This is a genomic window from Pectinatus haikarae (genome assembly GCF_015732185.1).
GTDB lineage: Bacteria > Bacillota > Negativicutes > Selenomonadales > Selenomonadaceae > Pectinatus > Pectinatus haikarae.
The window spans coordinates 1-23,687 of sequence record NZ_WIQM01000016.1 but is presented as its reverse complement, the minus strand read 5'-3'; the positions used below and the strand labels follow the sequence as shown (position 1 = coordinate 23,687).

General features: G+C 41.8%; 27 protein-coding genes. 21 read left to right on the top strand and 6 right to left on the bottom strand.

Going from position 1 to position 23,687, the window contains the following annotated elements:
* From I6758_RS10760 to manZ, 21 genes are all read left to right on the top strand, one after another.
* Positions 1-747: a response regulator transcription factor gene (locus tag I6758_RS10760; protein WP_196605275.1), complete on the top strand. Its 747-nt coding sequence runs from the start codon at positions 1-3 to the stop codon at positions 745-747.
* A gap of 202 nt (positions 748-949) precedes the next feature.
* A complete protein-coding gene (urtA, locus tag I6758_RS10755) occupies positions 950-2,203 on the top strand; it encodes an urea ABC transporter substrate-binding protein (protein ID WP_231038648.1) in 1,254 nt (417 codons plus the stop codon).
* Positions 2,204-2,282: 79 nt separating this feature from the next.
* Entirely contained in the window at positions 2,283-3,191 is a 909-nt protein-coding gene (urtB, locus tag I6758_RS10750; protein WP_196605274.1) for an urea ABC transporter permease subunit UrtB, read from the top strand.
* A gap of 23 nt (positions 3,192-3,214) precedes the next feature.
* A complete protein-coding gene (gene urtC / locus I6758_RS10745) occupies positions 3,215-4,291 on the top strand; it encodes an urea ABC transporter permease subunit UrtC (RefSeq protein ID WP_330998059.1) in 1,077 nt (358 codons plus the stop codon).
* A gap of 8 nt (positions 4,292-4,299) precedes the next feature.
* A complete protein-coding gene (urtD, locus tag I6758_RS10740; RefSeq protein WP_196605272.1) occupies positions 4,300-5,055 on the top strand; it encodes an urea ABC transporter ATP-binding protein UrtD in 756 nt (251 codons plus the stop codon).
* Entirely contained in the window at positions 5,048-5,737 is a 690-nt protein-coding gene (urtE, locus tag I6758_RS10735) for an urea ABC transporter ATP-binding subunit UrtE (protein WP_196605271.1), read from the top strand. Before urtD ends, urtE begins: the two co-directional genes overlap by 8 nt.
* Before the next feature lie 21 nt (positions 5,738-5,758).
* Positions 5,759-6,061: an urease subunit gamma gene (gene ureA, locus I6758_RS10730; protein ID WP_196605270.1), complete on the top strand. Its 303-nt coding sequence runs from the start codon at positions 5,759-5,761 to the stop codon at positions 6,059-6,061.
* A 14-nt stretch (positions 6,062-6,075) separates the two neighbouring features.
* Entirely contained in the window at positions 6,076-6,456 is a 381-nt protein-coding gene (gene ureB / locus I6758_RS10725) for an urease subunit beta (RefSeq protein ID WP_196605269.1), read from the top strand.
* Positions 6,453-8,171: an urease subunit beta gene (ureB, locus tag I6758_RS10720; protein WP_196605268.1), complete on the top strand. Its 1,719-nt coding sequence runs from the start codon at positions 6,453-6,455 to the stop codon at positions 8,169-8,171. Before ureB (I6758_RS10725) ends, ureB (I6758_RS10720) begins: the two co-directional genes overlap by 4 nt.
* 20 nt (positions 8,172-8,191) lie before the next feature.
* On the top strand, positions 8,192-8,707 hold the full coding sequence (locus I6758_RS10715; RefSeq protein WP_196605267.1) for an urease accessory protein UreE: 516 nt from the start codon (positions 8,192-8,194) through the stop codon (positions 8,705-8,707).
* Complete coding sequence (locus tag I6758_RS10710; protein ID WP_196605266.1) at positions 8,700-9,389, top strand: urease accessory protein UreF; 690 nt, start codon at positions 8,700-8,702, stop codon at positions 9,387-9,389. Before I6758_RS10715 ends, I6758_RS10710 begins: the two co-directional genes overlap by 8 nt.
* A 17-nt stretch (positions 9,390-9,406) precedes the next feature.
* Complete coding sequence (gene ureG, locus I6758_RS10705; RefSeq protein WP_196605265.1) at positions 9,407-10,015, top strand: urease accessory protein UreG; 609 nt, start codon at positions 9,407-9,409, stop codon at positions 10,013-10,015.
* Positions 10,008-10,826 (top strand): urease accessory protein UreD, encoded by an 819-nt coding sequence (locus tag I6758_RS10700; protein ID WP_196605264.1) that lies wholly within the window; start codon positions 10,008-10,010, stop codon positions 10,824-10,826. The genes ureG and I6758_RS10700 overlap by 8 nt, the downstream gene beginning before the upstream one ends.
* A 229-nt stretch (positions 10,827-11,055) precedes the next feature.
* Positions 11,056-12,564 carry an ATP-binding protein gene (locus I6758_RS10695; protein WP_196605263.1) on the top strand — a complete coding sequence of 503 codons (1,509 nt, stop codon included), beginning with the start codon at positions 11,056-11,058 and terminating at the stop codon, positions 12,562-12,564.
* Positions 12,536-13,228 (top strand): response regulator transcription factor, encoded by a 693-nt coding sequence (locus I6758_RS10690; protein ID WP_196605262.1) that lies wholly within the window; start codon positions 12,536-12,538, stop codon positions 13,226-13,228. Before I6758_RS10695 ends, I6758_RS10690 begins: the two co-directional genes overlap by 29 nt.
* A 123-nt stretch (positions 13,229-13,351) precedes the next feature.
* Positions 13,352-13,915: a phosphatase PAP2 family protein gene (locus I6758_RS10685; RefSeq protein WP_196605261.1), complete on the top strand. Its 564-nt coding sequence runs from the start codon at positions 13,352-13,354 to the stop codon at positions 13,913-13,915.
* 34 nt (positions 13,916-13,949) lie between these two features.
* Positions 13,950-14,501, top strand: coding sequence for a class I SAM-dependent methyltransferase (locus I6758_RS10680; RefSeq protein WP_196605260.1), 552 nt, complete (start codon positions 13,950-13,952; stop codon positions 14,499-14,501).
* A 299-nt stretch (positions 14,502-14,800) separates the two neighbouring features.
* The gene (locus tag I6758_RS10675; RefSeq protein WP_196605259.1) at positions 14,801-15,244 is read left to right on the top strand and encodes a PTS sugar transporter subunit IIA; all 444 of its coding nucleotides are present in this window, start codon (positions 14,801-14,803) and stop codon (positions 15,242-15,244) included.
* Positions 15,244-15,723, top strand: a complete 480-nt coding sequence (locus tag I6758_RS10670) for a mannose/fructose/sorbose PTS transporter subunit IIB (RefSeq protein ID WP_196605258.1) — start codon at positions 15,244-15,246, stop codon at positions 15,721-15,723. The genes I6758_RS10675 and I6758_RS10670 overlap by 1 nt, the downstream gene beginning before the upstream one ends.
* A 90-nt stretch (positions 15,724-15,813) precedes the next feature.
* Positions 15,814-16,620, top strand: coding sequence for a PTS mannose/fructose/sorbose transporter subunit IIC (locus I6758_RS10665; RefSeq protein ID WP_196605257.1), 807 nt, complete (start codon positions 15,814-15,816; stop codon positions 16,618-16,620).
* A 16-nt stretch (positions 16,621-16,636) separates the two neighbouring features.
* Positions 16,637-17,455: a PTS mannose transporter subunit IID gene (gene manZ, locus I6758_RS10660; RefSeq protein WP_330998049.1), complete on the top strand. Its 819-nt coding sequence runs from the start codon at positions 16,637-16,639 to the stop codon at positions 17,453-17,455.
* A 214-nt stretch (positions 17,456-17,669) separates the two neighbouring features.
* Here manZ and I6758_RS10655 read toward each other — a convergent pair whose 3' ends face one another.
* The 6 genes from I6758_RS10655 to I6758_RS14940 all read right to left on the bottom strand — a co-directional run.
* Positions 17,670-18,452, bottom strand: a complete 783-nt coding sequence (locus tag I6758_RS10655) for an energy transducer TonB (protein WP_196605255.1) — start codon at positions 18,450-18,452, stop codon at positions 17,670-17,672.
* A gap of 34 nt (positions 18,453-18,486) precedes the next feature.
* On the bottom strand, positions 18,487-19,545 hold the full coding sequence (locus I6758_RS10650; protein WP_196605254.1) for an ABC transporter substrate-binding protein: 1,059 nt from the start codon (positions 19,543-19,545) through the stop codon (positions 18,487-18,489).
* Between the two features lie 3 nt (positions 19,546-19,548).
* Positions 19,549-20,274 (bottom strand): ABC transporter ATP-binding protein, encoded by a 726-nt coding sequence (locus I6758_RS10645; RefSeq protein WP_330998058.1) that lies wholly within the window; start codon positions 20,272-20,274, stop codon positions 19,549-19,551.
* A gap of 56 nt (positions 20,275-20,330) precedes the next feature.
* Positions 20,331-21,353 carry a FecCD family ABC transporter permease gene (locus I6758_RS10640; RefSeq protein WP_196605252.1) on the bottom strand — a complete coding sequence of 341 codons (1,023 nt, stop codon included), beginning with the start codon at positions 21,351-21,353 and terminating at the stop codon, positions 20,331-20,333.
* 21 nt (positions 21,354-21,374) lie between these two features.
* Complete coding sequence (locus I6758_RS10635) at positions 21,375-23,504, bottom strand: TonB-dependent receptor (RefSeq protein WP_196605251.1); 2,130 nt, start codon at positions 23,502-23,504, stop codon at positions 21,375-21,377.
* Positions 23,501-23,687: hypothetical protein (locus I6758_RS14940; protein WP_231038647.1), on the bottom strand; the 187-nt coding region annotated here is incomplete at its 5' end. The genes I6758_RS14940 and I6758_RS10635, both read right to left, overlap by 4 nt.

The following is a 23,687-nucleotide window of genomic DNA, read 5'->3' as shown; positions in this document are numbered from 1 at the left end:
ATGTACCGGGTATTGCTGGTGGATGATGACAGTGCCGAGAGATATATATTAAGACGTTTTGATTGGAAATCATCCGGTTTTTGCGTGGCCGGAGAGGCCTCCGACGGAAAGGAGGCGCTGCAGTTTTTGACACATAAAGAGGTCGAGCTTATTATAACTGATATACGAATGCCGGGAATGGACGGACTGTCCTTTTTGCAGGAATTACGGCAGAAAAAAATCAACAGCTGTGTCATTCTTCTAAGTACCTACAGTAATTTTGAATATGCCCAGCAGGGAATACGGCTGGGGGTATTCGATTATATGACAAAACCGCCTGCTGATAATGAGCTTAGATTATTATTGCAGCGTGTGTGCAGTTATTTAACAAGTGAAAAATATCTTCAAAGGGAAATAGCCGCAAAATATGAAATAAATACAGAAGGAATAGCTGCAAAAATCTGCCGCTTTGTTCTGGACCACATTGAAGATAGTATCACTTTAGAAAGTCTCGCCCAAGAATTTTCTATCAGCCGCGATTATGCCGGAAAATATTTTAAGCAAAAATTAGGCGAAAATTTTAATGAATATCTGACAAAAATGAAAATGGAACATGCAAAATATTTATTGCGCAGCGGTAAATATAAAAATTATGAGATCAGTGAGCGTCTTGGTTATGCAAGTCCGGATTATTTTTGCCGCCTGTTTAAATTATATGCAAAAATGACACCGGGTGAATATAAAAAAAATATTGATAATAAAAAATAGGTACTTTTACATCAAAATATGTAATTATCGTTTTTTTACTGGAAAATAACTTTTTTTTGTGGTTTTTTTCAGCAGTAAAAGTTGCTAAACTGATATTGTAATAAAAACAATACGGCAGGCAGCAAAGACGCTGTGATATGCATTGGGGATGGGCATATCATGGTGTCTTTTTATTTTATTGCTGACCAGAAGGAGAAATCATATGAAAATAAAATTTTTGCCAAAAATGAAGAAAAGCGTCATTTTTGCTCTGACAGCTCTTTTTGTTTCATCAGCTTTTTTGAGTGGCTGCGGCAGCTCTCAAGCCTCAGACAGTTCCGGCAGTGCAGGTGATTCCAAAGACACGATCAAAGTAGGTGTTCTTCATTCGTTGAGCGGTACTATGGCAATCAGTGAAGTTTCCGTGAAAGATGCGGAAATGATGGCTATTGATGAAATTAATGCCAAGGGCGGTGTGTTAGGTAAAAAAATTGAAGTTGTAACAGAAGACGGAGCATCAGATCCGGCAGTTTTTGCTGAAAAGGCAAAGAAGCTTTTGCAGCAGGACAAGGTGGCCACAGTTTTTGGCTGTTGGACATCTGCCAGCCGGAAAGCAGTATTACCGGTATTTGAAAGCAATAATGGACTCTTGTGGTATCCGGTGCAATATGAAGGTATGGAATCGTCTCCGAATATTTTTTATACAGGTGCAGCGCCTAATCAGCAGATCGTACCGGCAGTTGATTGGCTGGTGAAAAACAAGGGCAAAAAGTTCTTTTTAATTGGTTCTGATTATGTATTTCCGCGTACAGCCAATAAGATAATCAAAGCTGAGCTGAAGTCCGAGGGCGGTCAGGTCGTCGGTGAAGAATATACACCGATGGGACACACTGATTATAGTACCATTATCAATAAGATCAAGGAAGAAAAACCTGACGTAGTCTTTAATACACTTAATGGTGACAGCAACGTAGCTTTCTTCAAACAGCTTAAAGATGCGGGGATAACTTCCAAGGATCTTATTACCTGCTCTGTCAGCATCGCCGAAGAAGAAGTCCGCGGCATCGGTGCAGACAACATGACAGGACAGCTTGTTTCGTGGAATTATTATCAAACGACCGATACACCGGAAAACAAGACTTTTGTCGCCAATTATAAATCCCGTTATGGACAGGATCGTGTAACAGACGATCCGATAGAAGCAGCATATGATGCAGTATATTTATGGGCCGCTGCCGTGGAAAAAGCCGGTTCCACAGATGTTGACAAGGTGAAGGAAGCAGCTAAAGGGATAGAATTCAAAGCACCTGAAGGAAACGTTAAAATTGAAGGGGAAAATCAACACCTTTGGAAAACGGTCCGTATCGGTGAAGTTCAGCCTGACGGAATGATCAAGGAAGTTTGGAGTACACCGGAGCCTGTGCGCCCGGATCCATATTTGAAAACATATGATTGGGCAAAGGATTTGGCTGACTAATTGAATAAAAAAATAGAGCGGTATTTTAGGATATACCGCTTTATTTTTATTAACTTAAACGGATACAGGAGTAGAAGGTATGAATACTTATTTTCTTCAAGTTTTCAACGGCATTAGTGTCAGTTCGATTTTTATGCTGGCAGCCTTGGGATTGGCAGTAACTTTTGGTCTTATGAAAATTATCAATATGGCTCATGGTGAGTTTATAATGATCGGTGCTTATGCAGCTTATATAATACAAAACATTTTCAGCCGATATCTGCCGGCTTCAATTTTTGACTTATATTTTTTTGTGGCTATCCCTGCTTCGTTTTTTCTGGCCGGTATTTTCGGCTGGGTGTTGGAAAAGCTGATTATACGTCATTTATACGGCAGAGCATTAGATAGTATACTGGCTACCTGGGGCGTGAGCCTCGTATTGCAGCAGCTGGCACGCAGTATTTTTGGTGCGCCTAATGTGGATGTGAAAAGTCCAAGCTGGCTGAACGGTGCTCTTCTGGTTCTTCCGGGGCTGCAGCTGCCGTATAAGCGCCTTTTTATCATGCTGCTGGTCATAGCTTGTATGACAGCGATATATTTTTTAATGTACCGCAGTAATTATGGGAGAAAAATACGTGCAGTTATGCAAAACCGTGCTATGGCTGCCAGTCTTGGTATAAATACACGGAAAATAGATGCCTGCACATTTGCATTCGGTTCTGGTCTGGCTGGAATAGCGGGCTGCGCGTTGACACTGCTGGGGTCAATAGGGCCCACACTGGGCACCAATTATATAGTAGATACTTTTATGGTGGTGGTTCTCGGCGGGGTAGGCAGTTTATGGGGAACGATAGCCGGTGGATTTCTGATAGGTACAGGGAATACTACCTTAGAATTTCTGACGAATGCCACACTGGGCAAAGTTTTGGTGTTTACATTGGTCATCTTATTTCTGCAGTGGCGTCCTAAGGGGTTATTTACTATTAACAGCCGTTCATTGGATGAATAGAGAAAGGAGAGATCCACTTGTCTGTGAAAACATTTCTGAAAACACCATCTAATAAAGTTTTTTTCGTAATTGTCCTGCTTCTTTTGGCAGCTCCTTTATTTTTATCTGTGTTTAGAATAAATCTTCTCGGCAAATTTATTTCATATGCTATTTTAGCAATGGGGATTGATTTGATCTGGGGGTATACGGGTATTTTAAGTCTGGGGCACGGAGTGTTTTTTGGCCTTGGGGCTTATGCTATGGGTATGTACCTTAAATTGGAGGCTGCCCATGGTAAATTGCCCGATTTTATGGCATGGAGCGGACTGGAAAAACTTCCCGCTATCTGGGCGCCGTTTTCCAATCCTTTGTCACTTATTTTTATTGTGCTCATTCCTGCCTTTCTGGCAGCTGTTATAGGGTATCTTACATTTAAAAATCGTATCCGCGGTGTATATTTTTCCATCCTGTCGCAGGCATTGTCGTTGATCTTTGTGGTGCTTTTTATCGGACAGCAGGCTTATACCGGAGGAACAAACGGTCTTACCAGTTTTCGAACGATGTTCGGTCTGCCTCTGGCAGCAGACAATACTAAATATTTAGTATATTATGCAGCTGTATTTCTGTTATTTATCGTCTATCTTTATTGTCGTTTTTTGATCGGTCATCGTTTTGGCAAAATTTTGATAGCGATCCGGGACGGTGAAAATCGGGTTCGTTTTTCCGGATACGATCCTGCTGTTTACAAAATATTTGTTTATATATCGTCCGCTGTGATCGCCGGGATCGCCGGTGCGGTTTTTGTTCCGCAGGTCGGCATCATTTCACCCGCAGAAATGGGCATAGTGCCGTCGATTGAAATGGTCATCTGGGTCGCCATAGGCGGCAGAGGCACACTTATAGGTGCAGTCATCGGTGCAATTCTTGTAAATGGACTAAAAAGCGGCATCAGTGAATCTTTTCCTGAAGTATGGTCCTATTTTTTAGGATTGACTTTCATCGCGGTGGTTATATTCATGCCGGAAGGTCTTGTTGGAATAGTCAAAAAATACGCGGGACGCATTGCGATCCGGCGTGAAAAAAAAGATAAAACGGCAGAAAAAGCGCCGTCTGTAAATTGAGGTGCATTATGGAAACAGTTTTAGAAATAAAGGATCTTATAATATCCTTTGATGGATTTCGTGCAGTGAACGGTGTTACCACAAGTGTGCAAAAAGGTGAGGTTCGTTTTTTTATAGGACCAAACGGTGCAGGTAAAACGACTTTATTGGATGCCATCTGCGGACGTGTGCATCCGCAGCATGGCTCTATAATTTTCAACGGCGATAAAAATATTATGCATTATCCTGAACATAAGCTGGTAAATATAGGTATTGGACGTAAGTTCCAGGTTCCCTCGGTCTTTACAAGCTTGTCTGTATATGAAAATATGGAAGTATCAGTTGTCAAAAAACGCGGTATTGCAGCGTCTCTTTTTAGTGAAATTACCGAGGCACAGCAGGAAAAAATAAATAAAGTACTCACTTTGGTAGATTTAAATAATTGCGCCGGCAAAAAAGCTGCTGATCTTTCACACGGGCAGAAACAATGGCTGGAAATCGCCATGCTTTTGGTTCAGGATCTGCAGCTTATTCTTCTTGATGAACCGGTGGCCGGTATGGGGCGCAGAGAAACAACAAAAACAGGTGAACTTTTAAGAAAAATTGCTCAGCACTGCACAGTAATTGTTGTTGAGCACGATATGGAGTTTGTGCGTGAATTTGCCAGTAAGGTAACAGTTATGCATGAAGGACATATTTTGGATGAAGGCAGTGTGGAGCAGGTGCAGAAAAATCCTAAAGTAATTGATGTTTATTTGGGAAGAGGCGGTGAAAATTGTGCTTGAGGTAAATAATTTAGAAGCTTATTATGGCGAAAGTGTTATATTGAAAAATGTCTGCCTCAATGTGCAGCAAGGACATATAGTGTGTCTTTTGGGCAGAAACGGTGTCGGCAAAAGTACTTTTTTAAAAAGTGTTATGGGTCTGGTGCATACACCTTGCGGCAGTATTTGTTTAAATAATGAGGAAATCATTGATAAGCCTACCTATTTTCGTGCACGGGCAGGGATTGGGTATGTACCGCAGGGACGGGATATTTTTCCCCATATGACGGTTGAGGAAAATTTGCAGCTTGGTCTGGAAATAAAAGGAGGGAGAGGCGGCATCCCTCAGGAGCTTTATGAGCTGTTCCCTGTTTTAAAAGAAATGCTAACCCGTAAAGGGGGCGATCTCAGCGGCGGACAGCAGCAGCAGCTCGCTATAGCCAGAGCCCTTGCCGTTCATCCAAAACTTTTGCTGCTCGATGAACCTACTGAAGGAATCCAGCCGTCAATAATCAAGGATATAGGCAGAGTAATTCTTCGGCTTAAAAAGGAAGGATATACGATTTTGATTGTAGAACAATATTTAGAGTTTATATTTGGAATTGCTGATGACTATTATGTTATGGATAAAGGTGCCATTATTGCGCAGGGACTTGTCAGTGCCATGAATAAGGAAGATATTCAGCATAAAATTGCTATTTGAAGATCAGGAGGAAAGTATGTCATGCATTTAGCACCAAAAGATATGGAAAAATTATTGCTGCATTATGCCGGCACTGTGGCAAAAGAGCGTAAAGAACGCGGTGTCAAGCTGAATTACGTGGAGTCGATAGCCTATATCAGCAGGGAATTACTTGAGATGGCCAGGGATGGCAGGACAGTAACAGAACTGATGCAGGCAGGCCGTAAAGTACTGACCGGCAGCGATGTTATGGAAGAGGTGCCTTCGATGATCCATGAAGTGCAGATAGAAGCTACTTTTCCTGACGGTACAAAATTGGTGACGATACATAATCCTATACAATAAAGAGGGTTGCGAATATGATAATTCCAGGAGAAATCATAACTGCTGACAGAGATATAGAGTTAAACAGAAATAGACGTACGGAAACCGTTATTGTCAGCAATACAGGGGATCGGCCTGTACAGGTTGGCTCCCATTTTCATTTTTTTGAGGTTAATCGCTGTCTTGCCTTCGATAGAAAGAAGACTTTTGGTATGCGTCTTGATATTCCATCGGGCACATCGGTGCGTTTTGAACCCGGTGAAAAGAAATCGGTACAATTAGTCTGCATAGGCGGAAATAAACGTATTTTTGGTTTTAATGCCTTGACCTGCGGTCATGTGAATGAAGATACTTACCGTTTGGCATTGGATAAAGCTGAAAAATTTTGTTTTATTCATAAGGAGGAAAACTTGTGAGTAGAAAAATGACCGCAGCAGAATATGCAATGATGTTTGGCCCGACAACAGGGGATAAAGTCCGTCTGGCCGATACAGATCTTTTTCTGGAGGTTGAGAAGGATTACACTTATTATGGTGATGAGGCGAAATTCGGCGGCGGTAAAACGCTGCGCGATGGTATGGGGCAATCAGTAAATACTCTCAGCTGTGACGGTGATCTGGATCTTGTTCTCACAAATGCAGTGATCGTTGATGCATATGGTATATTTAAAGCCGATATAGGCATTAAGGACGGGAAAATTGCCGGGATAGGCAAAGCAGGCAATCCCGATATCATGGACAATGTCACTTCAGGAATGACAATTGGAGCTTCAACTGAAGCCATTGCCGCCGAAGGGATGATCGTCACTGCCGGAGGAATAGATTCGCATATTCATTTCATCAGTCCCCAGCAGATAGATACAGCTCTTTACAGTGGCATTACTACGATGATAGGAGGAGGCACCGGTCCCGCCGACGGAACTAATGCCACTACATGTACACCCGGACCTTGGAATATCGCGCAGATGCTGCGGGCTGCTGAGGAATATCCTATGAATTTGGGTTTTTTGGCAAAAGGAAACTGTTCCGGTATTCGTCCTTTAGAGGAGCAGATACTCGCGGGAGCGATGGGATTGAAGATCCATGAAGATTGGGGAGCAACGCCGGCTGTAATCGATGCTTGCCTGCGGGTATCGGATAAGTATGATGTGCAAACCGCCATACATACCGATACTTTGAATGAAGCAGGCTGCGTTGAAGATACGCTTAAGGCCATAGCGGGCAGAACAATCCATACCTATCACACGGAAGGGGCTGGCGGCGGTCATGCACCTGATATTATAAAGGCTGCCGGAGCCGGCAATGTTCTGCCTTCTTCCACTAATCCGACGATGCCTTTTACTGTAAATACTATTGATGAACATCTGGATATGCTCATGGTATGTCACCATCTTGACAGCCGTATACCGGAAGATGTTGCCTTTGCCGACTCAAGAATACGTCCGGAAACAATTGCGGCTGAAGACGTTCTGCATGATATGGGTATTTTCAGTATGATGAGTTCAGATTCGCAGGCAATGGGGCGTGTCGGAGAGGTAATCACACGCACATGGCAGACAGCTGATAAAATGAAAAAAGAACGAGGACCTCTGCCGGAAGAAACCGGTGAAAATGATAATTTTCGTATTCGCCGGTATATAGCAAAATATACGATAAATCCTGCGATAATGCAGGGAATTTCTGAATATGTGGGTTCAGTCACAAAAGGAAAGCTTGCTGATCTGGTTATATGGAATCCGGCTTTTTTTGGTGTACGGCCGGAAATGATCATAAAGGGCGGTATGATCACAGCAGCTAAAATGGGGGACCCGAATGCATCTATCCCCACACCCCAGCCGGTTTTCTATCGCCACATGTTTGGTGCGGACGGAAAAGCAAGATACACCGGCTGCATAACGTTTGTATCCAAAGCGGCATGGGAAAATGGCATTCAGGAGAAATTGCATTTGGAAAAAAAGATACTGCCTGTGCATGGCTGCAGAACCATCAGTAAAAAAGATATGGTGCTTAATAATGCTACGCCGCATATAGATGTTGATCCCGAAACCTATGCGGTGCATGTTGACGGAATTCATTTAGTCAGCAAACCGGCTGAAAAACTGGCATTGGCACAGCTGTACAACCTATTTTAGCGAGGAAAGAAGGATGTCAGGTGCTTATTGAGCATATAAAGGGAAATATCAGAGATGGATATTTTAAGAACATGACTGTTGATAAAGTCAGTATTGAATGGTATGACAGCAAAAAGAAAATTCATCGCTTGCTTAGTGATAAAGGACGCGATATCGCTGTGCGTCTATCCGCCGAAGAACAAAGCCGGGGGCTGTGCCAGGGAGATGTTTTGGCTGTATTTGATGGTGAGGCTGTTACTGTTGATATTATTCCCAGCAAATGCATCATTGTATCGCGTGTCACGAAAATGGAAATGATCACATTATGCTATGAAACGGGAAACCGCCACTCTCCGTTTTATTATGTACCGGACAGTGAAAATTTTCTTATCCCCTACGATCATCCGTTTGAAGAATTACTGCACAAATTGAATATTCATTTTGCTGTTGAAAACAGACGTCTTGATGATCGTCAGCGTATTTGCGCAGCTGCAGGACACAATCATGTGCATGTGCCGGTGTCTCATGCACATGCAACGGAGAGCGAACATGAATGAAACAGATCGTCAATTTTTACTGCTGCAGATAAATGATGCACTTTTTCCCATCGGTGCTTATGTTCATTCTTACGGATTGGAAACATATATACAGCGGGGCTTGATATGTGATGATAAAAGTGTGAAGGAATGGCTGATGCAGTATATGTCTTCGTCTTTTCTATACAGTGACATGCTGGCTGTCAGGCTGGCTTATGAACGGGCATTGGCGCATGATTTGGAAGGGGTTTTTTTACTGGAAAAACTTTTTTTGGCAGCCAGGGCACCTTCTGAGCTTCGGCAGGCCGCCGTCAAACTGGGATCGAGGTTTATAAAAACGATACACGCACTGCCGTTGTCATCAATTAATGAAGTTTTTGAGCAATATGCTGCTGGTTCCTGCCGGCATATACATCCGGCAGCTTACGGCGTATTCTGCGCAGCAGCAGGAATAGTTTTGTCTGACTGTCTTTTTCATTATATGTATGCACAGGCTGCGGGGCTTGTAAATACATGTGTGAAAAGCGTACCTCTCAGCCAGACTGCCGGTCAGCAGCTCTTGCGGAGCTGCAGTCTGCATTGGCCGCGGCTGCTAGGCATGCTTCAACTGCTGTCAATAGATGATTTTTGTTTGTCAACGCCGGGATTCGATATTCGATCAATGCAGCACGAGGCATTATATTCTCGTCTGTATATGTCATGAAGCAGGGAGATGATTTTATGAGTTATGTGAAAATCGGGGTAGCAGGTCCTGTCGGTTCGGGTAAAACAGCACTGATAGAGGCATTGACACGCAAGCTGGCAGATAAATACAGCATTTGTGTTATTACTAATGATATTTATACACAGGAAGATGCGGAATTTCTCATTAAAAATTCCGTCATGGAAAAAGAACGGGTAATAGGTGTGGAGACAGGTGGCTGTCCGCATACAGCTATTCGTGAGGATGCATCTATGAATCTTGAAGCGATCGAAGAAATGGAAAAGAAATTCCCCGATGTTGAAATTTTTTTCATTGAAAGCGGCGGTGATAATTTATCTGCTACCTTTAGTCCGGAACTTGCCGATAAAACCATCTTTGTCATTGATGTGGCCGAAGGTGACAAAATTCCCCGTAAAGGTGGGCCCGGTATTATGCGATCAGATCTTCTGATTATCAATAAGGTAGATTTGGCGCCATATGTTGGAGCCGATCTTGAGACAATGAAGAGTGACTCAGAAAAAATGCGCGGCAGCAAACCCTTTTTTTTCACAAATATACGCGAAAACCAGGGTATAGATAAAGTCATAGCATGGATTAGGCACGAGGCGCTGCTTGAAGATGCCTGAACAGAAACCAAGTGGCAGTGCTTATGGTAAAATATCACATCTGAATTTGAAATTCTGCCGCCAACAGAAAAAAACTATCCTGGAGGATGTTTATTTTACAGCACCGTTTAAAGTAATGCAGCCTTTTCTTTCTAATACAGCTGCACGTTTCATGATCCTCAGCGCTTCGGCAGGAATTATGGCAGGCGATCGTCAGGATATAGATATATATCTAAAAAAAGGCACGACTGTGGAGTTGACAGCACAGTCTTATGAAAAAATTCACAAAATGATTGATGGTGAAGGCAGGCGCAGCACCACGATTACTTTGGAAAAGGATACACTTCTTTTTTATGTGCCGCAGCCTGTTATTCCCTTCGCCGATTCGGCATTTACCAGTGATACGGTAATACATCTCACAGATAATACATCAAAGCTTTTTTTCAGCGAAATATTGAGCAGCGGCAGAACGGCATATGATGAGCGGTTTCTTTATAAAAAATACAGTGCCTCAGTAAAAATTTATGAGGGTAATGATATATGTTATTTTGAAAATTCCCGTTATCTGCCGGCACAACAGAATTTAAACGGATTTGGCAGCTATGAGGGATATACGCATCTGGCCACAATTCTTCTTTTCAATTTTACTGCTGCTGACAGCAGTTTGACAGAAAAAATACGGCAGCTTCTTGATATGCATAAGGAACTTGACGGTGGTGTGAGCTGTACAGAAAATAAATATTTATGTATAAAATCTTTTGCGTCTTCGGGACAGAGTTTAGTAAACTTTATAGATTCAATAAAAAAACTTTTAAAAATAGATCAGGTATAAAGTGATTTTGAAGAATTGATCAAGGAATGATAAATACTGATAATTATGTTGTAGTAAAATTTTTCTATGGCAGAGTTTGTAAGATGGCCGCTCAATTATTATTGGGCGTCTTTTTTGTTTTGCCATATAAAAATATGAGAAATTTTTAGGATGTTAGGAATTGTTTAGAATTATCCAGTATAATCCAGTATAACGGATAAACAGGATGACAGAAAAGAGGATAATTGGTATGCAAGTACGAGATATTTCTATAAAAAAAAGGCTGCTCATTGTAAATTTTATGATGGTCTTCGTTCCTGTGTGTCTGCTGGGGATTATCGGTGCAGTAATTTTTGTAGGACTTCGTTTTACCGGAACGGAGCAAAAAAGTGAACTGGCAATGTTGTGGCCGGAAAAAGGGCCGGCACTTTCTATACAATTTGCGGTGAGCTCTCTTCGTGTTAAGGCCGAAAAAAGAAATGCCCAAAAATTGAAAGAGATGCTGGAGGACTGCCATATATTGGAGGCACAAGGTATTAATACCTTGGTAATGAAAGACGGCAAAGTAATATATGTCACAGATAAGGTAGACAGTGAATGGCTGCAGGCTACAGTCAGGCAGAAATGCGGCAGCAGTCAGTCAACAATGTTATGGGATGATGAAAGTTTTACCTTTTCTTATACTTCACCGCGCAGTGGTATGACCATCATGGCAGCTGGAAATGCACCATTTCTGGCAAAAGGCAGCATTCCAGAAAATAACGCGAAAGAAATGATGGAGCTGCTGTTGTTTACCATATTAGGTGTATCTATGGCGATCATTATTTTTTTTGGCGGCTATCTGTCAAGGATACTGTCCCGGCAGATTCTTGAACCGCTAGAAACACTGCGTTATGCGGCGGCAGAAATCAGAGAGGGAAACTTGGAGGTACAACTTAATGTCAGTACGCAGGATGAGCTGGGAGAGACTTGTCAGGCCTTTGACCGTATGCGGCATGAACTCAAGAGAGCAAGAGAGACAAAGGAAAAATATGAAGTGAATCGCAAAGAACTTATCGCCGGAATTTCGCATGATCTTTCTACGCCGCTGACTTCTCTAAAGGGTTATGCAAGCGGTATTCTTGATGGTATTGCACGTACACCGGAGAAGCAGAAGCACTATACAGAAATGATATATCATACAGCATGCAGCATGGAAAAATTAGTGGAAAGCCTGTTCCTTTTTTCAAAGCTCGATTTGGGACGGGTACCTTTCCGGTTGGAAAAAGTAGATATATGTCTTTATTTTAAAGACTTTATTGCCGAAAGTTATGACCAAATGTATGAACGGGGTTTGAAGCTGGAGTTTCGGGGAATAGAGGAGCAGACGATCGTTGGGATCGACCGATTGCAGTTTCAGCGTGTAGTGGAGAATCTGTTGGAAAATAGCCTGAAATACAAAAAAAATGATACTGTCAGCGTGCAGATCATTTTGAGTAGACAGGCGGAAAATTTAAAGATATCATTTGTAGATGACGGAATTGGTGTGACCGGTAAGGATCTGTCCCGATTATTTGACAGCTTTTATCGAACAGATCCGGCCAGAGCCAATGTGGCAAACGGCAGCGGACTGGGGCTGGCTATTGTAAAGCAAATCGTTGCGGGATTGAAGGGGACAATATGGGCGGAGCAGACACCCGGCGGTGGACTGACTATTTGCATGCTCCTGCCAATTGTGAGAGGGGACAAACATGAAGAAAATATTGATTGTGGAAGATGATAGAGCTATAGCTGAATTGGAACGCGATTATCTGGAAGCAAGTAATTTTACAGTCGTCATTGCTTATGACGGAAAATGCGGTCTAAAGAGAGCAGTAGAAGATACGTATGATTTATTGCTCTTAGACATTATGCTTCCGGGAATCGATGGGTTTCAAATCTGCCGCGAGGTGCGCAAGGTGAAGAATACGCCGATTCTCATGGTATCAGCAAAACACGAAGATATCGATAAAATACGCGGATTAGGATTGGGGGCTGACGATTATGTGATTAAGCCATTCAGTCCGAGTGAGCTTGTAGCTCGAGTGAAGGCCCATATTGCCCGCTATGAAAGACTGACAGGCATGGATGGAAAAGAGCAGAAAAAAATCCTGCAGTCGGGAGATCTGGAAATTCAATTAGAAACGCATCGTGTATTTTTAGCGGAGCAAGAAATCACACTTCCTCACCGTGAATTTGAACTTTTGTCATTTTTGGCGGAAAATCCGGGAATAGTATTCAGTAAAGAAAAATTATTCGAACGTGTTTGGGGGCTGGATGCAGCAGGAGATACGGCAACGGTTATGGTACATGTAAATCGCATACGGGATAAAATCGAACAAAATCCGTCCAAGCCTATTTATATTGAAACAGTGTGGGGGGCGGGATATCGATTCCGCAAATAAAATGCAGTCAAAAAAGATCGCTGATCGGTCCGGAACTTTTTATAAAAACTTTTCGGTCTATTTAAATTTTGTTTAAATCTGCGATTTATACTTAAAATAGTACATGAAAGGGGAAGAATAGAAATGGAATGGATCGTTTCATTGGATCAGGCAACCATCTTTTGGGTGCAGAATCATCTAGTGACAGGACTATTGTCGCCTGTTATGATAGGACTGTCTGAATTGGGCAATTTCGGTGCAGTATGGATTTTAACCGGTATCGTTATGCTTGGCATAAAAAAATATCGACGTGCTGGTGTGGGGGTTTTTATGGCATTGCTGTTCAGTCTTATTATGGGGAACGGAATTTTGAAACACGCTGTGATGCGAGTGCGGCCCTGTATTGATTATCCATGGATGCCTATGCTGGTGCATGTTCCTAATGTAAATAATTTTTCCTTCCCGTCAGGGCATACATTCGGTTCCTTTGCAGCAGCGACAGTGATGTTCAGTGCAATGAAACGATACTGGGGAATTGCGGCGCTTTCATTGGCAGCTGCGATAGGTTTTTCCCGTATATATCTTTTTTTGCATTATCCAAGTGATGTATTTGCCGGAAGTATTTTGGGTATCATAGCCGGAGCGGCTGCGTGGTGCTTGTCGGGAAAATTAATATTATGTATGAAAAATACAACCGTTATAAAATAGAAAGTAAAAATTTAGTGAGAGGAATATGACTTGTATGCTGGCGACACGTATAGTTTTTTTGAAAAAATTTTTTGATGAGCCGGCTAAAATTGGCAGCATTATCCCGAGCTCAAAGTTCCTGACCAGAAAAATGCTGGCAGATCTTCCTTGGTCTGAAATGGGCAATATTGTTGAATTGGGAGCAGGAACAGGTGTTTTTACGGAATATATTGCGCAGTATAAAAAAGAAACATGCAAGGCCGTTATCATTGAGCAAGATCCGGTCATGCTGGCGGAGCTGAGAGTACGTTTCCCGGATATGCTTTTTGGCAGGCGGGCGGAAAAGCTGTCATACATATTTAATGAATTGAATTTAGCAAAAGCGGATTGCATTATTTCAGGATTGCCATTTGCAATGTTCACTCCCGATTTACGCGAAAGCATTTTAGATGCTGCCACGACACAGCTTAAAAAGGATGGACGATTCATTGCTTTTCAGTATTCACTGCAAATGTATCCGATGTTTCACCGCCGATTTTCAGAAGTCAAAGTTAGTTTTGAATTACGCAATTTTCCACCGGCATTTGTATATTATTGCAGGCAATAACCTGCTTGAAAATTGAACTGACCCGCATAAGGCAGACCCAAAAATCTAACTTATACGGGTCATTTTATATGTAAAAATAGAATGATCACATCGGTAGGCAATATGGAATAGTGTGTCATAATAAATTTATGAGTGTATCAAATATTATGATATTTCTCATATGTGTGTCAAAAATAAGTGTGTCAAAAATAAAATACATCGAAAATAATAGAACAGCAGCAGTCCTTTGAAAGTGACACACAATAGTTGGCATGATTCTTGCGTATATTTAAATATAAAAAGCAGGGGAGGTTGAAAAAATGCTTGGTATTATTGTTGGAACGCATGGACATCTGGCAGAAGAGCTGGTAAAAACCTGTACAATGATCTGCGGCCAGCCGGATAATTTGCGAACCGTTACTTTGGTTCCCGGAGAAGGGCCCGATGATTTGATCAGTAAATACAGACAGGCCATAAAAGAACTCGGTATGGAAAATGGTATCATAATATTAAATGATCTGTTTGGTGGAAGTCCGTATAATGCTGCCTGCCGTATTGCTGCCGATGATGAAAGATGCGGCATTGTAACCGGTGTCAATCTGCCTATGCTGGTGGAAATCATAAATTATCGTTTTGGTGTTGATGAGAAATTTTCTATCATAGATATATTGGAAAAGGCGAAGGAAGCAGCCGGTGCAGGTGTCCAGAAATTTCATAAAAGCATGGTAACAGTAGATGTTGAAGAAGAAGGGGACGATTTATAATGAAGATAGTATTGGCTCGTATTGACGACAGACTTATTCACGGACAAGTAGCTACAGTCTGGGCTAAAGTAACAAAATGTGAACGCATAATTGTTTGTGATGATGATGTGGCCGCGGATAATATCAGGGCGACGCTGTTGAAACAGGTAGCGCCTCCCGGTATAAAATCAAGTGTTGTGAATGTTGATAAAGCTATTCGTGTCTATAATAATCCTAAATACGAAAACGATAAATGCCTTCTGCTGTTTACTAATCCGACCAGCGTGCTGAATATGGTTGAAGCCGGCGTAGATATTAAGAGTGTCAATATCGGCGGTATGAGTTTCAAAGAAGGGAAACGTCAGATCAGCGGAGCTATATCGGTCGATGAAAAAGATGAAGAGGCATTTAAGAAACTTCATGAAAAGGGAATAGAGCTTGAATGCAGAAAGGTGGATACTGATAAAAAGACTGATATGATGGATCTGTTGAAAAAGTAAAATTTTGATATAGATCATATACTTGAATTTCTGTTGATGAAAATCAATTGAAATAAAGGTTTTTGTAGAATGATATAGGAGGGATTTATAATGGAACTTAATGGTGCTCAACTTATTGCAATTTTTATTGTTTCGGCTATAGCAGGAATGGGCAGTGTGCTCGATGAATTTCAAACGCACAGACCTCTCATTGCCTGCACACTTATCGGGTTTATTCTAGGTGATATGACAACTGGTATTATTATCGGCGGCACATTGGAAATGATAGCTCTGGGCTGGATGAACATAGGGGCTGCAATGGCGCCTGATGCGGCACTGGCATCCGTTATTTCAACAATCTTGGTTATTGCCGGACATCAAAGCATAGGAGCAGGGATTGCAATAGCCATGCCGCTTGCGGCTGCCGGACAAGTGCTGACAATCCTCTGCCGTACGCTGACAGTCTTTTTCCAGCATAAGGCCGACAGCTTCGCAAGAGAAGGCAGTCTGCGGGGAATAGATATCTGCCATCTTGGCGCGCTGGGAATTCAGGCTCTGCGTGTGGCTATTCCATCTATCCTTGTTGCCATGTATATAGGCACGGGAGCAGTACAGTCAATGCTTGATGCTATTCCGCCGGTCATCACAGGCGGTTTGCAGGTAGCAGGCGGATTTATAGTTGTTGTTGGTTATGCAATGGTTATAAATATGATGCAGGCGGGGTATCTGATGCCCTTTTTCTTCCTTGGTTTTGTTATAGCGGCTTTCACTCAGTTCAATCTTGTTGCTTTCGGTGTCATAGGTTTAGTCTTGGCGATAGTGTATATACAGCTCAATCCCAAATATAATAAAACGGTAGCGGCTGCTGCACCGTCCGGAAGCGGCAACAACGATCTTGATGATGATTTAGATGATTGAAAAGGGGGAAAATATAATGAAAAAATTAACTAAGAGTGACTTTTTCTGGACGTTTGTTCGTTCAAATTTTGCGCAGGGTTCGTGGAATATGGAACGTATGCAGGCCCTGGGATTTTGTTTCGGTGTTATTCCCATAATCAAAAGATTGTACAGCGGTGATGAACGTAAACAAGCCTTGAAAAGGCATCTTGAATTTTATAATACGCAGCCATTTGTGACAGCACCGATTATTGGTGTGGTATCGGCAATGGAAGAACAAAAAGCCAATGGCAAGGACATTCCGGATGGTGTTATAAACGGGCTTAAGGTAGGAATGATGGGACCGTTAGCAGGTGTTGGTGACCCTATCTTTTGGGGAACTGTGCGGCCGATAACAGCATCCCTGGGGGCTTCTTTCGCACTGGGGGGCAGTTTGTTCGGACCAATATTATTCTTTGTTTTGTTTAACTTGATTCGTCTTCTTGTTCGTTGGTATGGAATTAAATATGGTTATGAAAAGGGAACAGATGTCATTGCCGATGTAGCGGGCAACACCCTGCAGAAAATTACTGAAGGTGCTTCTATTCTGGGGTTGTTTGTTATGGGGGCTTTGGTAAACAAATGGACTTCCGTCCATGTGCCTATTGTGATTTCCACTATTCAGAAACAGGATGGCACGACCGCGGTGACAACTGTGCAGACTATTTTTGATCAGTTGATGCCGGGACTTATACCTTTGCTGCTTACTTTCATGTGTATTAAGCTTATGAAAAATAAAGTCAATCCGATATGGATCATTTTTGGTTTATTTGCGGTTGGTATTTTAGGCTATTGGTCCGGTATTCTGGGAATGTAATTTATCTGACTGCAGCAATCTATATTGCTGAAGCGGCTGCAGTTTTTGTTATCAGCATAAAACTCCAAATTACTCCACTAAGGAGGATCAATTCAACATTTTTGATTTGATCCTCCGACTCCGAATAATATAGGCGGTGAAGATCAGCCTGAATATACAAAATGACCTTGATGAAATTTTTGAATTTCATCAAGGTCATTTTTGTGCTGCGCTGTCATTTTACAGTTTCCATTTTAAAGTTAAATGTTTGGCTGATGATGCAGCGTACTGGCTGTCCGGATGAATTTTGCGCAGGTGAAAAGGTCCATTGGCGTGCTGCTGTCAGAGCAGCTTCAATGAAGGCTGCTCCGCCATAAGAAGAAAGTACAGAAACTGTTTCAACATTTCCGAGCGCATCGACTGAAAAACTGACAGTTACCATTCCCTCTATGCCCGACGAACGCATAGAGTAAGGATAAGACGGAATCGGTGCGTTTAACGGTATCGGATTAATAGCTGCTTTAAGAGCAGACTCATTATTTTCAGCTGAGTTTCCGCCATTTGTGCCCTTGCTTTCGCCGGTTCCCGCCGTTGAGTCAGTTCCTGTATCGGAACTATTCCCTTCACTGCCCGTACCGATAGCGTTTCCCTGTTTACCTGAGGACAATTGTCCTTTTTCTGCATTGCTGCCTGCAGGCGATTTTTTTGTGCTGTTTGTGATTTTCAGCTTTTTAACTTCTGTTGTACTGTCTGAATTTTCATTATAAGTATTTTGCAGACTGTCCCGGTCAATTATAATATCGCTTGATGAAGCAGCACTGGCTTGTGAGCCGGAACTTTCTGCGCTGTTAGATTCATTTTCTGCGGATGATTTGTCATCTGCCATATAAATTTCTGTATCCGGAGTTTTACTGAAATTTTTTGCAATGGCAAAAAAACCGCTGTACGATATGATGAAAAAAAAGAGAAAATGTATTCCCAGGGAGGCTAACCAGCCTGATTTACGATAGTTATGCATTGTTATAATATCACCTCTGTAAAAATACATTCGATTAAGGATTTTTACCATGCATGATTTTATCTGCATCATCGTTTGTAAGTTTTGTCCATAAAAATTTTTCGTAGAAAACTTTGACTTCCCGCTGCAGATCCAGATTCTGATATCTGCCCGGGTGAAATAGTTTGGCTGCCCATTGGATCTGCAGAGCGCCCTCAATACCGTATCTGTCCCAAGCGAATCCGCCGCGCGGGTTTATATATACGCTGTTGTTTTTGACAGCTTTGATATTCTTCAGAGCAGCACGATTTAAAATATCGTCGGGATTACAGCTGGCATCAAGAATGATTATATCCGGATCCCATTTTATGATCTGTTCATTTGAAACCGACTGCATGTTACCTTCAATTTCGGCAGCTGCATTAATGCCGCCGGCAACAGATATCCATGTGTCAATGATGGTATGGCGGCCGTCTGCTTTCAGTGGAGCTGTTGATTGCAGATGCAAAACTTTTGGTTTGTCTCTATCGGCAATTTTTTCGGTGATATTTTTTATCTCAGACATTTTTTCAGTGAGGTAAGAATTATAGTCGTTTGCCCGTTCGACAGCAGGGCCGCCGAGAATATCGGCAGTCAAAGTCACGGCTCTTTTCATATCGTCATAATTATCAAAATAACAATTTACAAGAGGAATATTTACAGAGGCCAATTTTGCTCTGTTCTTGTCTGTAGAATCAAAAACAACATCCGGTTTACGGGACAGCAGTTTTTCCAAATTAAAATTATCACCAAAGGTCGACAATGCATCTGTCATTTTAGGAGCTATTTTATAAAGCCATGGAAAATCATGCTGACGCATATGTGTGGCAGCCATTCCGTCAGCATGATCGAGCATTACCAGAATTTCATTGTGGGCATACCATCCGGCTGCGTATTTTTGCACGTGGATTGGTATTTGAACCGATTGTCCTGACATATCGGTTACGGTACGCATCGGAGGTGATATGTCTTTTGAAGCGGCAGGAGAGCTTTCTCGGCAGCCGATGATGTTTATTGTCAGAAACAAAAGAGCAAAAACAGAGAATATAAATTTTATAAGGGTTTTATTATACATAAATTACACTCCAAACAGCGGTACACACGTTTTGGTAATGCTTCCGTCGGCATTTTTCTTTGTTATTATGTCAATATCAATACCATATGCCCTTTTCAGATTGACTGGAGATAATATATTGGCAGCATCACCTATATCGGGTCTGGTATTTTTATAGAAAAGTATTACTTTTGCGTCGCATAAAAATGCCTGATCGGGAAAATGGGTGGTAAAAAGTATACTGATGCCATTTTGGGACAGTTGTTTTATTATTTTCAATATGCGTATTTGATTGCCGAAATCAAGATTTGATGTAGGCTCATCCATTATCAGGAGCCGGGGTTCCTGCACTAATGCTCTGGCGATCATTACTATCTGCTGTTCACCGCCGCTTAAATTACTGAAAAATCTTTTTCGCATATGCTCTATATTTAATTTTTTCAGTACATCTTCAACAATAAGCATATCTTTATTGCCCGGCTGGGAAAAAGCATTCAAGTGTGGCAAACGTCCCATAATGACCACTTCCTCAATAGAAAAAGAGAAAGAATGACAGGTCACCTGCGGAACGTAACCAATATGCCGGGCCGTGTATTTTCGCGGTAAGCCGGATAAATCCTTGTTGTCAAGCAATACTGATCCGCTGCATGGTTTTATAAAACCCATAATCGTTTTGAGTAAAGTTGTTTTACCTACGCCATTGGGTCCCAGCACTGTTATTATGTCTCCATCGGTGACATTGAAGTTGATACCTTCTGCTAATTTATGGTGATTGTATCCGCAGGAAAGATTTTTTACTGCCAGTTCTATAATAATCGCCCCTTAAAATTGTACAGCATCAAAATGAAAAATGGTGCACCTATAATTGATGTTATAATGCTTATAGGGATCTCTGAGGAAATGAGAGAGCGCGCCGCATCATCTGCCAGCAATAAAAAAGAAGCACCGAGAAGGCAGGAACTGATAAGCACCGTTTTGTTGTCGGCACCGACGATGAGTCTTGTCAAGTGGGGAATTATCAAGCCGATCCAGCCTATTATGCCAGCTATTGCCACTGAACTTGCTGTCAGGATAGTCGCACATATTATGACAATCATTTGAAGAGAAGCGGCATTGACTCCGAGCGATAATGCTTCTTCGGTGCCGAACATCAATGCATTGAGACGCCAGCGCATCATGAATAACGGAACGGAACCAAGACAAAACATGATGAGGAAAAAGTGCAGGTCACTGTAAGTAACATTTGCCAGGCCGCCCATCAGCCAAAAAATAATGTCCGGCAGTCTGGAATCAGGATCGGCAGTATATTTAATTATGGAAATAAAAGCCTGAAACAGCGTAGAAACTATGATGCCCGTAAGAATCAAAGCTACAGTGGATTCTCTGTGCGGATTGATAAATGAACAAATCAAATAGGTGGTTAAGACGGCAGCCATTCCCATGATAAATGCCATTATCTGTATTTCCGGCATATCGAAATTGAATAAAAAACCCAGTGCTGCACCAAAACCGGCTCCTGCCGAGGCACCAAGCAGATCGGGAGAAACCATTGGATTACGGAACATGCTCTGATAGGATGTTCCTGCTATTGATAAGGCAGCACCTATTCCCATTGCCGCAAAAATACGGGGCATGCGCACTTCGAAGATAACAGTCTCAGCTGCTTCATTCCAGTTATTGGGCAGACCGCTTATTTTTCTCCATAGTATATGCAGAAGATCCTTTAACGATAAATCGTAGCTGCCGATAAGAAAGGAGCCAAGAAAAGAACAAAGCAGTATGGAGAAAAATATTAGAAAAGCCAGTGATTGCTGTCTGTGTTTGAACAATAGAAAACCTCCTGAACTTTTTTAGAAGCTGTAATCCAGCTGAACACCATATAAAGCACCTACATCGTACCAGTAACCCTTTACAGCTCCCGTAAAATCCGGTCTGTCGACGTCACGATGGTTGGTAGCGTAATGCTGATTGGTTATATTATCACCAAATATAGAAACTGTCAGGTTAGAGTTTATTCTTTTACTGATGCTGGCATTCACTGTAGTGAAATTTCCTACATTTGTAGTATCGGTAAGAGCGTTTTTGAATGTGCCTACATGCAGCACGGACAATGCACCCGAGTATGTATCCTTGTCGTACATAAGAGACATAGTATATTGCGAATGCGGGACCAGCGCAGAGCTTGCGTCGCTGCCGGCAGTGAAATAAGTGTATGCGGTATTGTAGCTTAAATATTGATTCAGCATACCGTGAAATGATAATTCTAATCCCTTGCGTGTTACATTGCTTTGTGTATATGTGGTATATGAATCTACGGCGGATGCTGCTGAATTGCCGTTGACGTCGATGCCCTGTTTCACGGCACTTTTATCGTTTTGGATATCATAATAAAAACCTGTGAGTGAAGTATTGAAAGCCAGTGTATAGTTTGCGGTCACACCTATTTCATATTTCAGGCGTTTGTCATCATCAAATTCTGCGCTGAAATCCGGTTTGTGCTTTCCGCCAACCACCTTATCGCCGACGATATAGCTGTTTGGCGGTGTTTCTGTATAAGAAGTGCGTGCAAATAATTTATATGTATTATCAGCTTGGTAAGCGGCACCCAATGCTATGCTTTTGGCAGAACCAAGCCATTCATCATGAATGCGTTTGGGATTGTCACCGGCGCCGCTGTATTTTTCTGTACTGTCGGTCACATGATGTCTGTCTATGCGCACGGCACTGTCCCACGTTAGTTTTCTGCCCGCCTTTTGCTGATATGAGGCATATGCGCTGTATATTTGTTCATCAAAAGGACCGTAACCGTAAAAATAAATAGCACCTTTTGGTGACTTCCATTTTAATGCCTGCATACCAATTTTGGTAACGGAATTTTTTGTCTGCCAGGTGTGCCATAAACTTCCTTCGTAGACGCTCTCATCTTCCTGGTTATATTCGTCTGCAAAAATTTTTCCGGTGGTATTATTCATAATGCCATTATGTTTTGCTGTAAAACGGCCGTCCAATTTATTGTAGTTTAGGGAAAAGCCTGTGGTGGAGCCGTTGCTCCAATGTTTATAAAAATTATAGCCGAGTATGGCTGCTTTTACCGGATCATATTCTGCTACATAATTTGGATCGGCAATTATACTTGTACTGCTGCGGACAAAGCCCATTTGCGATTCAGAAGAGCCATCATTGTAATATAGTGATAATTCATTGCTTGTTGTTTTGGTGGTTTTGCCTATTTTTGCTAAAACAGCATTGTAATCATAACCGTTATTCCAATTACTTTTGCCTCCAAAATTTTTATGAGCAAATGCAAAATCATATGAAAGACCATTATCAGTTTTATCGCCGATATGTATACTTTGGCCATTTGTGGAAAAATTGCCTGTACTGAGAGAAAGCTGCCTTGTCTTTTGAGCAGATTGTAATGTTTTTATAACAACAAAACCTTGATTAGGTGCACCGGTAGGACTTTTGAAAGCTTCTATCGGCCCCAGTGTAAGAATCGTCGAGTCTCTGACAATCGTTATTGAGTCGATCATCGATACGGGAAGATTGCTCAGCATGCCTCTGGCTTGCTGAGAATAGACTATATACGAACCGTCGATAATAAGCCCTAAATTGTCTCCTCCTCTGTCCTGAAGTGTTTCACGTACCTTTACACCTTGATATGTATAGTTTATTCCCATGGCTCTCTGCAGGATTTCTAAAACAGAATGAGGATGCATTCGTTCTATCTGTTTATGTGTTATCATTTCCGTAGATGCCTTGGAACTTTCGGGAATGGAAAGGCGGCTATAGGCAGGTTCCTTATAATCATTCCCATCATGGTATGCCGCATTGTCCTTCTTTTCTTTTGCACCGATAATTGTCTGTGCAGGAAGCTCCACCTGTGAAACAGAGTCCGGACTGTCTGCATATGCTGTACCCCCGATAGATAAAGATATCAGCGTTAATTGCAGTAAAATCTTGTACCTGAAAAAATTCATTCTGCTCTCCCCCGCTGTAAATAATAAAAAAAGAAACCTATAATATGCGATAGGCTTCTTTGCTCATTATTAATAATAGATTTCAAGATAAACTCTGTCAATTTATGAATACCAACAAAATCCTTATAAATTATAGGTAAAATGATTTTTGGAAGAAGAAAATAAATTTTTGAAAAATAAACA

Bases quoted from the DNA above. Each gene is read 5' to 3' on its own strand.
- urtA (WP_231038648.1), top strand. From the start codon at position 950: ATGAAAATAAAATTTTTGCCAAAAATGAAGAAAAGCGTCATTTTTGCT.
- ureG (WP_196605265.1), top strand. From the start codon at position 9,407: ATGAGTTATGTGAAAATCGGGGTAGCAGGTCCTGTCGGTTCGGGTAAA.
- ureB (WP_196605269.1), top strand. From the start codon at position 6,076: ATGATAATTCCAGGAGAAATCATAACTGCTGACAGAGATATAGAGTTA.
- manZ (WP_330998049.1), top strand. From the start codon at position 16,637: ATGAAAAAATTAACTAAGAGTGACTTTTTCTGGACGTTTGTTCGTTCA.
- I6758_RS10655 (WP_196605255.1), bottom strand. From the start codon at position 18,452: ATGCATAACTATCGTAAATCAGGCTGGTTAGCCTCCCTGGGAATACAT.
- I6758_RS10695 (WP_196605263.1), top strand. From the start codon at position 11,056: ATGCAAGTACGAGATATTTCTATAAAAAAAAGGCTGCTCATTGTAAAT.
- I6758_RS10665 (WP_196605257.1), top strand. From the start codon at position 15,814: ATGGAACTTAATGGTGCTCAACTTATTGCAATTTTTATTGTTTCGGCT.
- I6758_RS10685 (WP_196605261.1), top strand. From the start codon at position 13,352: ATGGAATGGATCGTTTCATTGGATCAGGCAACCATCTTTTGGGTGCAG.
- I6758_RS10650 (WP_196605254.1), bottom strand. From the start codon at position 19,545: ATGTATAATAAAACCCTTATAAAATTTATATTCTCTGTTTTTGCTCTT.
- I6758_RS10675 (WP_196605259.1), top strand. From the start codon at position 14,801: ATGCTTGGTATTATTGTTGGAACGCATGGACATCTGGCAGAAGAGCTG.
- urtD (WP_196605272.1), top strand. From the start codon at position 4,300: ATGGAAACAGTTTTAGAAATAAAGGATCTTATAATATCCTTTGATGGA.
- ureA (WP_196605270.1), top strand. From the start codon at position 5,759: ATGCATTTAGCACCAAAAGATATGGAAAAATTATTGCTGCATTATGCC.
- I6758_RS10680 (WP_196605260.1), top strand. From the start codon at position 13,950: ATGCTGGCGACACGTATAGTTTTTTTGAAAAAATTTTTTGATGAGCCG.
- I6758_RS10700 (WP_196605264.1), top strand. From the start codon at position 10,008: ATGCCTGAACAGAAACCAAGTGGCAGTGCTTATGGTAAAATATCACAT.
- I6758_RS10635 (WP_196605251.1), bottom strand. From the start codon at position 23,504: ATGAATTTTTTCAGGTACAAGATTTTACTGCAATTAACGCTGATATCT.
- I6758_RS10760 (WP_196605275.1), top strand. From the start codon at position 1: ATGTACCGGGTATTGCTGGTGGATGATGACAGTGCCGAGAGATATATA.
- I6758_RS10710 (WP_196605266.1), top strand. From the start codon at position 8,700: ATGAATGAAACAGATCGTCAATTTTTACTGCTGCAGATAAATGATGCA.
- I6758_RS10670 (WP_196605258.1), top strand. From the start codon at position 15,244: ATGAAGATAGTATTGGCTCGTATTGACGACAGACTTATTCACGGACAA.
- I6758_RS10690 (WP_196605262.1), top strand. From the start codon at position 12,536: ATGAAGAAAATATTGATTGTGGAAGATGATAGAGCTATAGCTGAATTG.
- urtB (WP_196605274.1), top strand. From the start codon at position 2,283: ATGAATACTTATTTTCTTCAAGTTTTCAACGGCATTAGTGTCAGTTCG.